This window comes from Streptomyces sp. JLYT201, assembly GCF_059448825.1.
In genome coordinates this window covers 81583-94579 of record NZ_CM182551.1, presented here as the reverse complement: position 1 = coordinate 94579, position 12997 = coordinate 81583, and the positions used below count along the sequence as shown (strand labels likewise).

10 protein-coding genes are annotated in these 12997 nt (G+C 76.1%); 7 read left to right on the top strand and 3 right to left on the bottom strand.

The features are described 5' to 3' along the window. Nucleotides 1-26: 26 nt before the first annotated feature. From AC5WAM_RS00445 to AC5WAM_RS00435, 3 genes are all read right to left on the bottom strand, one after another. Complete coding sequence (locus tag AC5WAM_RS00445; protein WP_495521082.1) at nucleotides 27-1373, bottom strand: 3-deoxy-7-phosphoheptulonate synthase; 1347 nt, start codon at nucleotides 1371-1373, stop codon at nucleotides 27-29. Nucleotides 1374-1556: 183 nt separating this feature from the next. Further along, a complete protein-coding gene (locus tag AC5WAM_RS00440) occupies nucleotides 1557-2948 on the bottom strand; it encodes an aldehyde dehydrogenase family protein (protein WP_495521081.1) in 1392 nt (463 codons plus the stop codon). Next, complete coding sequence (locus AC5WAM_RS00435) at nucleotides 2948-4030, bottom strand: phenylacetate--CoA ligase family protein (RefSeq protein ID WP_495521080.1); 1083 nt, start codon at nucleotides 4028-4030, stop codon at nucleotides 2948-2950. Before AC5WAM_RS00435 ends, AC5WAM_RS00440 begins: the two co-directional genes overlap by 1 nt. A gap of 1301 nt (nucleotides 4031-5331) precedes the next feature. Here AC5WAM_RS00435 and AC5WAM_RS00430 point away from each other — a divergent pair. The 7 genes from AC5WAM_RS00430 to AC5WAM_RS00400 all read left to right on the top strand — a co-directional run bounded on the left by AC5WAM_RS00430 (nucleotide 5332) and on the right by AC5WAM_RS00400 (nucleotide 12994). Beyond that, complete coding sequence (locus tag AC5WAM_RS00430; RefSeq protein WP_495521079.1) at nucleotides 5332-5814, top strand: carboxymuconolactone decarboxylase family protein; 483 nt, start codon at nucleotides 5332-5334, stop codon at nucleotides 5812-5814. A gap of 86 nt (nucleotides 5815-5900) precedes the next feature. Continuing rightward, on the top strand, nucleotides 5901-6482 hold the full coding sequence (locus AC5WAM_RS00425) for a chorismate--pyruvate lyase family protein (protein ID WP_366795892.1): 582 nt from the start codon (nucleotides 5901-5903) through the stop codon (nucleotides 6480-6482). Then, the gene (locus AC5WAM_RS00420) at nucleotides 6479-7633 is read left to right on the top strand and encodes an FAD-dependent monooxygenase (RefSeq protein ID WP_495521078.1); all 1155 of its coding nucleotides are present in this window, start codon (nucleotides 6479-6481) and stop codon (nucleotides 7631-7633) included. The genes AC5WAM_RS00425 and AC5WAM_RS00420 overlap by 4 nt, the downstream gene beginning before the upstream one ends. Nucleotides 7634-7758: 125 nt before the next feature. Next, entirely contained in the window at nucleotides 7759-8757 is a 999-nt protein-coding gene (locus AC5WAM_RS00415) for an aldo/keto reductase (protein ID WP_495521077.1), read from the top strand. Between the two features lie 102 nt (nucleotides 8758-8859). Next, a complete protein-coding gene (locus tag AC5WAM_RS00410) occupies nucleotides 8860-10398 on the top strand; it encodes an FAD-binding oxidoreductase (RefSeq protein WP_366795889.1) in 1539 nt (512 codons plus the stop codon). Nucleotides 10399-10555: 157 nt separating this feature from the next. Further along, nucleotides 10556-12031 (top strand): nitrosuccinate lyase, encoded by a 1476-nt coding sequence (locus AC5WAM_RS00405; protein ID WP_495521076.1) that lies wholly within the window; start codon nucleotides 10556-10558, stop codon nucleotides 12029-12031. 177 nt (nucleotides 12032-12208) lie between these two features. Continuing rightward, the gene (locus tag AC5WAM_RS00400) at nucleotides 12209-12994 is read left to right on the top strand and encodes an SDR family NAD(P)-dependent oxidoreductase (RefSeq protein WP_495521075.1); all 786 of its coding nucleotides are present in this window, start codon (nucleotides 12209-12211) and stop codon (nucleotides 12992-12994) included. Nucleotides 12995-12997 lie beyond the last annotated feature (3 nt).

The window sequence follows — 12997 nt, the reverse complement described above, 5'->3', positions numbered from 1 at the left end:
GCGGGCTGGCAGGGGGCGGGGGCGGGTCAGCCGCGGGCGATCAGGTCGGCGGCGGTCTGGGCCAGCAGGCGGGCCTGGTCGTCGTTCAGGCGCGGGTCGCACAGGGTGCGGTAGGCGCGGGCCAGGCCCTGCTCGCTGCGCGGGCCGCCGGCGCCCAGGCACTCGGTGACGCGGTCGCCCGCGACCTCCAGGTGCAGGCCGCCGGGCCACTGGCCGGCGCGGTGCAGGATCTCGATGAACGCGCTCGTCTCGGCGACGATGTCGTCCATGTGCCGGGTCTTGTGGCCGGTGGCGGCGGTGAAGGTGTTGCCGTGCATGGGGTCGCACGCCCACACCACCTGGTGGCCGGCCTCGGCGACGGCGCGGATCATCTCCGGCAGCAGCCGGCGCACGTCGGCCGCGCCCAGGCGGACGATGAGGGTCAGACGGCCGGGGCGGCGGTGCGGGTCGAGCCGGTGGCACAGGGCGACCAGGTCGCCGCGGCTGATGCCGGGGCCGATCTTGACGGCGACGGGGTTGGCGATGTGGGCCAGCAGCGCGATGTGGGCGCCCTCGACCTGGCGGGTGCGGTCGCCCACCCAGGGCAGGTGGGTGGAGAGCAGGTAGTCCTCGCCGGTGCGCGCATCCCGGCGCACGAAGGGCTCCTCGTAGTCGAGCAGCAGGGCCTCGTGGCTGGTCCACAGGCCGGTGCGGCGCCAGCCCTCCTCGGTGCGGTGGGTGCGGCCGTAGTCGTCCAGGACGGCGCGCAGGGTGCCGTCCCAGGAGCGCGGGCGGCGGGTGCTGATGCTGGCGGCCGACAGCGGGGTGAGGTCGGATGCGGCGCGGTGGGCGATGATGTGCAGCTCGCTGAGCAGGGCGCGGGCGCTGTGGTAGCCGGCCAGCAGGCGCCGCGGGTCGGGGATGCGGGCGGCTGCGTCGGCGTCGGGGGCGTTGACGTTCAGGCCGCGGAAGACCGGCAGGGCGCGGCCGCCGACGATCTCCTCGGGCTTGGAGCGCGGCTTGGCGTACTGCCCGGCGATGCGGCCCACCGTCATGGTGGGCACGTCCAGGCGGTTGCTGATGATCTCGCCCATCTCGCCCAGGACGCGGTGCTTGCCCTGCAGGGCGGCCACCCCCATGGCGCCGGTGGGCTCGGCGCAGTCACCGGCCTGCAGCAGGAAGGCCTGGTGCGCGCTGACGTCGGCCAGCGCCGCGCCGACCTGGCGCACGTCGGCGGCGGCGGTCAGTGCGGGAAGGCGGGCCAGCTCCCCGGCGATGTCGGCGACGGCGGCCGGGTCGGGCCACGGCGGCTGCTGGGCGGCGGGCAGGCCGCGCCAGGGCGGCGCGGTCAGGGTGGCGGTGCGGGCCGGGGGAGCGGGTGCGGTCAGGGGCATGGCGGGTCTCTTTCCAGGGCGGGGCGGGCACCGGGGTGCGCCGCGAAACGGCGGGCGGGGCGGACGGGCGGGGCGGGGTGCTGGGGCGGGGCCGGTGCGCCCCCGGGCGGGGCGGGCGCACCGGCGGGTGCGGACCAGCGGACAAGACGTCAGGCGGGGCAGGCGGGGCGGGCGGGGCAGGGGTCAGGCGGGGCGGATGAGGGCTTTGGGTTCCAGGAGGAACCCGGCGAGGCTGCCGTCGTGGGGCAGTTCGGGGCGCGAGAGCCAGGGCAGGACGTCCCCGGTGGTGACCTTGCGGACGCTCGGCTCGTGCAGGAGCTGCTCGGCCAGCCGCGTGTGCCGTCCGGTCAGGCTGACCACCAGGGAGTTGCGCAGGGGGGCGGTGCCGTGGGCTTCCTGCCAGGGGGCGACGACGACGAAGGGGAAGGGCAGTTCGGTGCCGACCAGGGGGTGGTGCGGGTCGTCCACGGAGATCACCAGCGGGCGCATCACGACGCTGGTGTCGTCCAGGGCGGTCAGCGGCCCCTGCGGGTAGCGGGCGCTGGAGTGGTCGGTGCCCTGGGCGGCGAGCCCGGCCAGGTAGGGGCCGAGGGCCTCGGCGTTGGCCCGGGTGGTGGCGGGCAGCAGGGCGTGTGCCGCGGTCACGGGCAGCGGCGCCGGCGCGGCCAGGCGCTCGGCCAGGGCATCGGCGAGGGCGCTGACGTCGCCGCTGGTCAGGACGGCGGAGATGTTGTTGCAGCGCACGCCGCCGTCGTCGGCGATCCACGAAGTGAGGCTCGCGGGCAGGGCGGCGGCGCTGTCGGCGTCCACCAGGGCCTTGCTGCGGCCGGGGCCGCGCACCAGGATGTCGCGCCGGTTGCCGTAGCGGGCGGCCGCGTCCGGGCCGCCGTAGACGATGCCCAGGTCGGCCTGGTCCAGCAGGTGGTCGCCCAGGTCGTGGCCGCCGGGCAGGAAGGCGAGCCGGTGCGCGGGCAGCCCGGCCTTCAGCAGCGCCGCGGTCAGCCGGCGGGGGGTGAAGGGGTCCTTGCTGCCGGGGCGCAGCAGCACGCTGTAGCCCAGGGAGAGGGCGCGCACCCAGGTGACGTTGGGCTCGGGGTGGTTGTTGGGCACGATCACGGCCAGGACCCGGCCGCGCGGCACCCAGTGGCGGGCGAAGGCGCCCTCGGCGAAGGGGGCGGGCAGCTCGGCGGCGTTGAGCTCCTCGATGCGGGCCAGGGCCGAGCGGATACCGGCCGTGGCCCGCTCGACGGTGCCGCGCGGGGAGCCGGTGGCCAGCGCCACCCGCCGCTGGTACTCCCGGGGGCTCTCGCCGTCCAGGGTGGCGGTGGCGAACAGCTCCCCGGCGGCGGCGAACACCTCGGCCCCGGGCGCGCCGGAGGTGGCGCGGGCGCGGACCTCGTGCACGGCGGCCTGGGCCAGCAGCCGGGGGGCGAGCCCGATCTCGGCGACCACCTGGCCGTCCACGCCCGTCAGTTCGGCCCGGTCGCGGCTGTCGACCTCCCGTCCGGCGATGACCGGGTTGAGCCGCACGACAGGGGCGCGCTCCTCGACGGGGGCGGGGGCGGGGGCGTGCATCAGTAGACCCCCTCGATGACGCGGGCGCCGCCCTGGGAGGGCAGCGGGGCGATGTCGGCGAGCCCGTCGACGCTGTCGCCGGGCGCGGGGCGCACCCGGATCGCGGTGTCGCGCTCCAGCACGTTGGGCAGGAACATGTCGCGGCTGAGCAGGTGCACGCGCACCTGGCCGCGCTCGCCGTAGGCCACCGGCGCGCCGTGGCCGTCGACGAGCTCGACCACGGACTGGGGGAAGAAGGGGCGGAAGACGGCCGGGTGCTCGTCGCTGTCCAGGCGCGGGCGCTGCGGGGCGATGCCCATCAGGGTGTTGCCGTAGATCGCGGCGATCCGTGCCCGCGGGAAGAACGTCTCCTCGATCTGGCGCAGCGACTCCGCGCTGATGCTCGTGCCCGCCCACACGATGCCCTCCAGGCCCGCGGCCAGGCGTTCGTACAGATCGCGGCGGCCCACCAGCGCCTCCAGGACCGGCGGGGTGATGAACAAGACCTTGATGTCCTGGGACTGCACGATCAGTTCGACCTGGTCCAGCAGGTACGCGCGGTACTCGCCCGCCAGGTCGGTGCGGCCCGAGCCCAGCAGGCGCTTGACCCAGCGCGGGTCGAAGTCGACGGTGAAGGCCACCCCGCCGCGGCGCTGCGCCAGATGGCGGATGGTGCGCCCGACCACGTGCGGCCCGGTGGGGCCCACGTGCAGCCAGTTGCCGGTGGCGGGGAAGCCGTGGGCGTCCAGGACGGTGCTGACCCAGTCGACGTTCAGGCCGCGCGAGACGCTGTCGACGACGCGCTTGGGCGCGCCCAGGGTGCCGCCGGACTCGAAGACCTCGAAGGGCGCCCCGGTGTGCCCGGCCGGGATCAGGTCCTCCACGGCCACGGTGCGCAGCTGGTCGCTGACGTCGGGGAAGCGGTGCAGGTCGGACAGGGCCTGGATGTCACGCACCGGGTCGAAGCCCAGCGTGGGGGCGATGCGCAGCCAGAACGGCGAGCCGGTCGCGGCACCGAAGTGCCAGCGCAGCGTCCGGCGCAGATGGGCGTCGGCATCGGTGTCCAGGGGGACCAGAGGGGCGTGCGGGAGCAGTTCGGTCATGGTGTGTCAGCCCAATTCGTCAGGGTGGGGTGGAAACGGGGCAGGCCTGAGCCGGTGGCGCGCTCAGGCCTGGGCGGGCATCGCGGGCAGGGAGGTACCGGGCGGGGGGAGCACCCATAAATAGCTTTCAGAAAAGCTTTCTTGATGTCAAGAGTCAGCCGCGATGCGCAGTGAATCGGGCATCTGTGAATCCCCAATAACCCCTACAAATACGCTGATTCAGCACCACGGGACCGGCGAAGGGTGGGTGGATTCCACGGGTCTGGCTTCTTTCGGAAAAGCTTCTTGGGGCTGGCGGGCGAAGGGGGGGCGGCCCCGGAGCGGGGCGGGGCGGCGGGGCGGCGTCTGCTGCCTGACGGGCCGTCAACGGGCGGGCGGCTGCGTTCCGGCGCGGCGAGGGCGGCGGCCCGGCGGCGGCGAGGCGAGGGGCCCGGCGCGGGCGGGGGCTGTACCCTCCCGCGGCCCGGCGGCGCCCCCTCCCGCGGCCCCGCCGTGACGGCCCGTCAGCAGCGGACCGGCGGAACGGCCGCACGGCCGCCGAAGCCCGGCGATGACGGGGGCGTCGGCCCCCCGGCGGCGGCCGGTGTGACGCGGGCGGGGCCCGACGGCGACGAGGCCCCCGGCGACGGCCCGGCCACCGGCCCCAACTGCGGCGAGGCCGCACCCCGGCAGAGGCCCGGCGGCCGAGAGCCGCGAGCGAGGGAGTCCGGCGCAGCGCGGCTGCGCCCCGGCGGCGAGGCCCCCCGGTAGCGCCCGCACACCAGCCCGGCGGCAGCACGGCCACCCCCTCCAGCGGCAGCACGGCCCCCCGGCTCCGGACCACACCCGGCTGCCTCCGCATGACGAACCGTCACCACCCCCGGCCACGGGTCACCCCCGGCCACCGGACCAACTGCGGCGAGGCCACCCCCCGGCGGCCACCGGCGAGGAGACTGCGGCGCGGCCGCACCCCCCCGGCCGCGGCCCGGCGGCGAGGCCACACCCCGGCCCCGGACCACCCCTGGCCGCCTCCGCATGACGAACCGTCACCACCCCCGGCCACGGGTCCAGCTGCGGCGAGGCCGCACCCCCCGGCCACGGGTCACCCCCGGCCACCGGCCCAACTGCAGCGAGGCCGAACCCCCGGCGGCGGCCCGGCAGCCACCGACGAGGAGCCCGGCTGCGGCGCGGCCGCACCCTCCCGGCCGCGGCCCGGCGGCGGCGAGGCCGCCCCCCCGGCCCCAGGCCGCCCCCGGCCAATGGCTGCGACAGTGGGAAGTCGCGCTTCCCCCGCCACCGGAACCCTTCCTACCGTGCAGGGCATGACCACTGCCGAGTCCTTCCCCCGCCTGAAGCTGTCCGAGCTGGCCCCCCAGGTCTACTCCGCCATGGGACGCCTGCACGCCACCGCGGAGAAAGCCGCCCAGGAAGCGGGACTCGAGCACTCCCTGCTCGAACTCGTCAAGATCCGCGCCTCGCAGATCAACGGCTGCGCCTTCTGCATCGACATGCACACCCTGGACGCCCGCGCCGCCGGCGAGCGCGAACAGCGCCTGTACGCCCTCAGCGCCTGGGAGGAGACGCCCTTCTTCACCGCCCGCGAACACGCCGCGCTTGCCCTGACCGAAGCCGTGACCGTCATCCACACCGACCACGTGCCCGACCACGTCTACCAGGCGGCCCTCAAGGAGTTCAGCGAGGCCGAAGTCGCCCAGCTCATCTGGGCCGCCGCGGTGATCAACGCCTACAACCGCATCGCCATCTCCACCCGCATGGTGCCCGGCAACTACACCCCCAAGGCGTGACACCCCCCACCGCGCACTCCCACCGTGCCGCCGGCGCTGCCGGCCCCGGCCGCGCCGGGCGGCACCCGCGCTGAAAAGGGCCGCAGATGACCCGCCGCACCCCCTGCCACCCCGCCGAACAGCCCGCCCTGCTGCGCGCCCAGCAGTTCGCCGACCCCTTCACCCGGCGCCTGCTCACCCACCGCGGCTCCACCACCGCGCTGCTCGAACACCACCTGGGCGCGCCGCTGGCCCTGCGCCTGGTGGCCCAGCGGGTGCGGCGCACCGGCATGGAAGCCGCCCACCTGCTGCCCCTGCTGGGCCTGCGCGCCGACGAGCCCTGGCTGGTGCGCCGCACCGAACTGCGCCACCACGCCCACGCGGCCGTCTCCCGCAACCTCGTCATGGGCCCCGTGCCCCGCCGCGCCGACCTGTGCACCATCCTCACCAGCACCACCGTCCCGCTGGGGCGGGCCCTGGCCGAGCACCGCCTGCCCCAGTGCCGCCGCCTGCTGCGCGTGGGCTGCTCCCCGTGGCGCCCGCTGGCCACCACCGCCGCCTGGCGCGGCTACGTCGTACACGTCGACGACGAACAGCCCTTCTACGTGGAGGAGTTGTTCCACCCCGCCATCGCCCCGGCCCGGCTGCGCCCCGCCGTGCACCTCGAGCCCGCGGCGGCGCTGCCATGAGCGAGGTCACCGTCGTCGGCGCCGGCCCGGTGGGCCTGGCCGCGGCCCTGGCCGCCCGCCACCACCGCCTGCCCGTCACCGTCCTGGAAGCCCACCTCGAACACCGCCCGCGCCCCGGCAGCCGCGCCATCTTCGTCCACCGCGCCACCCTGGACCTGCTCGATGAGATCGACCCCGGCCTGGGCCGCACCATCGCCCGGGAGGGCCTGATCTGGCGCACCCGGCGCACCCTGTGGCGCGGCCGGCCCGTCCACACGCGCACCTACCACGGCCCCGCCGACCGCATCCCCTTCACCAGCCTGCCCCAGACGGTGGTGGAGGACCTGCTGCGCGCCGCCTGCCACCGGGCGGGCGCCGAGATCTGCTGGGGCCAGCCCGTCACCGACATCCGCACCACCCCCCGCGCCGCGGAACTCATCACCGCGGGCGGCTACTGCCACCGCACCCGCTACGTCATCGCCGCCGACGGCGCCCGCTCCACCCTGCGCACCCGCCTGGGCATCCCCCTGACGGGCACCACAGCTCCCACCGGCTTCGCCGTGGCCGACCTGACCGGCGAGGCCGGTGGCCTCACCCCCGCCCGCGTCTTCCACTACCGCCACCCCGCCGCCGGCGGGCGCAACGTGCTGCTCGTGCCCTTCGCCGGCGGCTGGCGCGTCGACGTCCAGTGCCGCGACGGCCAGGAAGCCGCTACCTGGGCCGCCACCGCCGCCCGCTGGCTGCCCGACCTGCTCCCCGGCGCCCGCCCCGGCGACCTCTCCTGGTCCTCCGCCTACCGCTTCCACCAGAAAGTCGCCGCCCGCTTCACCGACCCCCACCACCGCGTGCTCCTGGCCGGCGAGGCGGCCCACCTGCTGCCCCCCTTCGGCGCACGCGGCATGAACTCCGGCATCGCCGACGCCGTCGCCGCCGCCCGGGCCATCGCCGAAGCCACCCCCCAGGCCCTGGCCGGCTGCGCCCGCGCCCGGCGCGCCGCGGCCCAGGCCAACGTCCGCGCCGCCGCGAGCGCCCTGGCCCACCTCCAGGCCGCCCGGCCCCTGCGGCGCACCACCCAGCACGCCGCCGCCCTGCTCGCCCCCCGCGTCGCCCGCGCCGGCCGCTGGCTGGACCGCGCCCCCTTCGGCCCGCCCCTGCACACCGTCCACTACTGACACCCCCTCACTACCCGGCCCCCACTGCCGAGTTGAGCGACTTGCCACAGTAACCCCCTGCGTGTTGCCCCCCACCCGCGAGCACACCACGCTGTGCCGCAACCGACCCGCCAAGGAGAACCCCCGTGCTCCACCGCGCTCTTGGCACCACCGGCCCCCAGGTGTCCGCCCTGGGCCTGGGCTGCATGGGCATGTCCGCCCTGTACGGCCCCGCCGACCGCGACGAGTCCCTGGCCACCGTCCACGCCGCCCTCGAAGCGGGCATCACCCTCCTGGACACCGGCGACTTCTACGGCATGGGCCACAACGAACTGCTCATCCGCGACGCCCTGCGCCACCACCGCCGCGACGACGTCCAGCTGAGCGTGAAGTTCGGCGCCCTGCGCCGCCCCGACGGCACCTTCCTGGGCTACGACGGCCGCCCGGAGGCCGTCCACACCTCCCTGGCCTACTCCCTGCAGCGCCTGGGCACCGATCACATCGACGTCTACCGCATCGCCCGCTGCGACCCCCAGGTCCCCATCGAGGAGACCGTCGGCGCCATCAGCGAAGCCGTCAAGGCCGGATACGTGCGCCACATCGGCCTGTCCGAAGCCGGCTGCGACAGCATCCGCCGGGCCGCGGCCGTCGCCCCCATCTCCGACCTGCAGATCGAGTACTCCCTGCTGGGCCGCGGCATCGAGGCCCACATCCTGCCGGTCTGCCGCGAACTGGGCATCGCCACCACCGCCTACGGCGTCCTGGCCCGCGGCCTGATCAGCGACAACTGGCCCCGGGGCCGCGCCTTCACCCCCGACGACGTACGCGGCCACACCCCCCGCTACACCGGCGCCAACGCCGAGTACAACCTCGACCTCGTCGAGACCGTGCGCGCCCTGGCCAAGGAGCGCGGCACTACCGTCGCCCAGACCGCCATCGCCTGGGCCCTGGCCAAGGGCCCCGACATCGTGCCCCTGATCGGCGCCCGCACCCGCGAGCGCCTGGCCGAGGCCCTCGGTGCCCTGGACGCCCCCCTCAGCCCCGAGGAGCTCACCCGCATCGAGGAGGCCATCCCTCCCGACGCGGCCCGCGGCGACCGCTACCCGGCCGACCAGATGCGCTACCTCGCCCCCCACACCCCCTGACCGCCCGCCACCACGCACCACGCCACGATCCGCACCCCGTACGCAACGCCCGTACGGGCCCGTCACCTCCGCACCCCGCACACCGTCACGAAAGGGAACACCATGCCCACCAGAAGGGCCCTCCTGGGCGCCGGCGCGGGTATCGCCCTCGCCTCCTCCAGCACACTCCTGGTCGGCTCACCCCTGGCCCAGGCACGGCCCCGGCCGCCGCGCGGGCCCCGCACCAACTGGGGACAGCTGTGCGCGGCCCTCCAGGGCGACCTCGTCCTGCCCGGCGACAGCCGCTACGACCGCGCCCGGCAGCTGGCCTCCGCCCAGTTCGACCACCTGCGCCCGCAGGCCGTCGCCTACTGCGAGAGCGCCACCGACGTGGCCACGTGCATCCGCTTCGCCCAGGACAACGACATCCACACCGCCATCCGCAGCGGCGGCCACAGCTTCACCGGCTGGTCCACCACCCAGGGCCTGGTCATCAACCTCACCCGCCTCAACTCGGTGCGCACCAGCGGCTCCACCGTCCACGTCGGGCCCGCCACCCAGATGGTCGACGTCGTCGCCCAGCTGGCCGCCCACGGCCTGGCCGTGCCCGGCGGCTTCTGCCCCACGGTGTGCCCCGGCGGCTTCGTGAGCGGCGGCGGCCACGGCTGGCAGCACCGCAAGTACGGGCCCGCCAGCGACCGCCTGGTCGGCGCCCAGGTCGTCCTGGCCGACGGCCGCGTCGTCACCACGTCCGCCAAGCAGAACCCCGACCTGCTGTGGGCGCTGCGCGGGGGAGGCGGCGGCAACTTCGGCGTCATCACCGACCTCGAACTGGCCCCCACCCAGGTGCCCGTGGCCACCACCTTCACCCTCACCTGGGACTGGGCCAAGGCCCAGGACATGCTGGTGGGCTACCAGCAGTGGGCGCGCAACGCCGCCCCCGAAGTGGCCCCCGACGCCGTCCTGCTGCTGCCCGACGCCCGCCCCGGCGCCGTGCCCACCGCCATGGTCACCGGCGCCTACCTGGGCACCGCCGGCCCCCTGAAGGCCTCCCTGGACCAGCTGGTCTCCCTGGTCGGCAGCGCACCCGCCTCCCGCGTCAGCGAGGAACTGCCCTACGACAAGGCGATGATGCAGCGCTTCGGCTGCGCCACCCTCACCACCCCCCAGTGCCACACCAGCGGCACCCCCGGCGCGAGCCTGCCGCGCACCACCTACACCAAGAACCGCGGCCGCATGTTCAGCCGCCCGCTGCCCGCCGGCGGCCTGGGCGATCTGCTGAGCGCCTTCGAAGCGGCCCGCAGCGCCGGGCAGACCCGTGTCATCAGCCTGATGGCCCTGGGCGGCAACGCCAACAACGTCGCCTCCGACGCCACCGCCTACGTCCACCGCGACGCGGAGTTCACCTGCGTGTGCGGCATCGACCTGAGCACGCCGCAGCCCACCGCGGCACAGGAGAAGGCCGCGCAGGACTGGGTCGACGGCTGTTTCGCCGCCGTCGACCCGCACTCCAACGGCCGCGCCTACGTCAACTACCCCGACCCCAAGCTCGCCGACTTCGCCCAGGCCTACTACGGCACCAACCTGCCGCGCCTGACCCAGGTCAAGCGCCGCTACGACCCGCACGGCTTCTTCCGCTTCCCCCAGGCCATCACCCCCTGACCCCACCCCGCCCCCCGCCGCCCCGGCCCCCCCGCCGCCCCGGCCCGCCGGGCGGCGGGGGCCCGGCCGGGCCCCCGCCCTCCGCCGCCGGGGGCGGGGGCCCGGCCCCCTGCCCGTACCGCCGCCCTGTGCCCGACCCGCCCAGCGAGGTGCTCCCATGCCCGAACCCAGCGGGCCCGCCCCAGCACCAACCGCCCCCGCCCCGCCCCCGCCCGGCAGCGGCCACCCCGCACCCGACACCGGCACCGGTGCGGGTGCACCCGCGCAGGACACCGGCCTGCTGGCCCCCGTCCGCGCGGGCGTCCCGGCCGAGGAGGCCGTCACCGACCAGGCCTGGCTGCACGCGATGCTGGCGGCCGAGGCCGCCCTGGCCCGCGCCCAGGCGAGCCTGGGCACCATCCCCGCCCCGGCGGCCGCCGTCATCACCCGGGCCGCCGCCGCCACCCGCATCGAACCGCGCCTGCTGGCCCTCGCCTCACGCGAGACCGCCAACCCGGTCGTGCCGCTGGTCAAGGAGTTCACCCGCGAGGTCGCCGCCCTGGACCCCGCGGCCGCCGAACACGTCCACCGCGGCTCCACCAGCCAGGACATCCTCGACACCGCCACCATGCTGGTCACCGCGCACGCGCTGCGCCTGATCCGCGCCGACCTGCACCGCACCGCCCAGGCCCTGGCCCGCCTGGCCCGCACCCACCGCGACACCCTGGCCACCGCCCGCACCCTGGCCCTGCACGCCCTGCCCACCACCTTCGGCCTGAAGGCCGCCAGCTGGCGCCAGCTCGTCCAGGACGCCCTCACCCGCCTGGACCGCCTCCTCGACGGCGGCCTGCCCGTCTCCCTGGGCGGCGCCGCGGGCACCCTGGCCGGCTACCTCGAACACGCCACCGCCGCCGACCCCGCCTCCTACACCGAGGACCTCACCCTGGCCTTCGCCACCGAGACCGGTCTGGCCACCCCCGACCTGCCCTGGCACAGCCTGCGCACCCCCATCGCGGACACCGCCGCCGTCCTGGCCTTCACCGCGGGCGCGCTCGGCAAGTTCGCCATCGACGTCCAGACCCTCACCCGCACCGAGATCGGCGAGGTCACCGAACCCACCCGGCCCGGCCGCGGCAGCTCCTCGGCGATGCCGCACAAACGCAACCCCGTGCTGTCCACCCTGATCCGCAGCACCGCCCTGCAGGTGCCCGCCCTGGCCGCCACCCTCTTCCACTGCCTGCTCTCGGAGGACGAGCGCTCGGCCGGGGCCTGGCACGCCGAATGGCAGCCGCTGCGCGAGGCGCTGCGCCTGGTCGGCGGCGCCGCCCACACCGCGGCGGCCCTCGCCGAGGGCCTGCGCACCGACCCCGAGCGGATGCGCCACAACACCGGCCTGACCCAGGGCCGCATGCTGGCCGAACGCCTGGCCGCCGCCCTGAGCGCGCCGCTGGGCCGCGCCCGCGCCAAGGCGCTGCTCTCGCAGGCCTCCGACGAGGCCGCCCGCACCGGGAGCCCGCTGGCCGAGGTCCTGGCCGCCCGGCCCGAACTGGCCGCCCACCGCGCCCTGATCGCCCCGCTGCTGGACCCCGCCCACTACACCGGCGCCGCCGCCCCGCTGGTGGACCGGGCACTGCCCCGGCGGGCGGACACCTGAGCGACCGACAGGTGATCCACCCACACCCGATCGAGCGCAGTCACCCCCTGCGGGCCCCGCGCCCGCCCCGCCCGGCCCTAGCCTGAGGTTTCCGCACCGCGCCCGCCCCCCTGATCCGCCGGGGGGCGGGCGCGGGGAAACCCCCTTCCTCATGTCAAGGAACCGGACACCTCTGTCGTGGAACTGCACCTGAAGGACAAGGTCTTCCTGGTCACCGGCGCCTCCGCCGGGATCGGCGAGGCCACCGCCCGGCTGCTGGCCGCCGAGGGCGCGCAGGTCGTCACCGTCGCCCGCACCCCCCACACCATCACCGCCCCGGGCCCGGCCGTCGACTGCCTGGCCGCCGACGTCACCGACCCCGACGCCCCCGCCCGCCTCCTGGAGGCCGTCCTGGAGCGCCACCGGCACCTGGACGGCCTGGTGAACAACGTCGGCGGCCTCACCTCGCGCACCGGCTTCCTGGACGTGAGCGACGAACAGTGGCTGCACAGCTTCGCGCTGAACTTCCACTCCGCGGTGCGCATGAGCCGGGCCGCCCTGCCCGCCCTGCTGGAGCGCGGGGCGGGCAGCATCGTCCACGTCGCCAGCGAGGCCGCCCGCTTCCCCGACGCCCCCGTCGTCGACTACGCCGCCGCCAAGACCGCCCTGCTGTCGGTCTCCAAGACCCTGGCCGCGGAGTTCGGCCCCCGCGGGGTGCGCTCCAACGTCGTCTCGCCCGGCCCCACCCGCACCGCTCTGTTCGACGCCCCCGGCGGCTTCGCCGACCAGCTCGCCGCCCGCTTCCAGCGCCCCCGCGAGGAAGCCGTCGACCACTTCGTGCGCGAGGTGCGCCGCCTGCCCACCGGCCGCATCGGCACCCCCGACGACGTCGCCCGCGTCATCGCCTATCTGCTCTCGCCCCTGGCCGGGCAGGTCACCGGCGCCGAATGGGCGGTGGACGGCGGCGCGCTGCGCCAGCTGTGAACC

Bases quoted from the DNA above. Each gene is read 5' to 3' on its own strand.
- AC5WAM_RS00405 (WP_495521076.1), top strand. From the start codon at position 10,556: ATGCCCGAACCCAGCGGGCCCGCCCCAGCACCAACCGCCCCCGCCCCG.
- AC5WAM_RS00430 (WP_495521079.1), top strand. From the start codon at position 5,332: ATGACCACTGCCGAGTCCTTCCCCCGCCTGAAGCTGTCCGAGCTGGCC.
- AC5WAM_RS00435 (WP_495521080.1), bottom strand. From the start codon at position 4,030: ATGACCGAACTGCTCCCGCACGCCCCTCTGGTCCCCCTGGACACCGAT.
- AC5WAM_RS00410 (WP_366795889.1), top strand. From the start codon at position 8,860: ATGCCCACCAGAAGGGCCCTCCTGGGCGCCGGCGCGGGTATCGCCCTC.
- AC5WAM_RS00425 (WP_366795892.1), top strand. From the start codon at position 5,901: ATGACCCGCCGCACCCCCTGCCACCCCGCCGAACAGCCCGCCCTGCTG.
- AC5WAM_RS00440 (WP_495521081.1), bottom strand. From the start codon at position 2,948: ATGCACGCCCCCGCCCCCGCCCCCGTCGAGGAGCGCGCCCCTGTCGTG.
- AC5WAM_RS00420 (WP_495521078.1), top strand. From the start codon at position 6,479: ATGAGCGAGGTCACCGTCGTCGGCGCCGGCCCGGTGGGCCTGGCCGCG.
- AC5WAM_RS00445 (WP_495521082.1), bottom strand. From the start codon at position 1,373: ATGCCCCTGACCGCACCCGCTCCCCCGGCCCGCACCGCCACCCTGACC.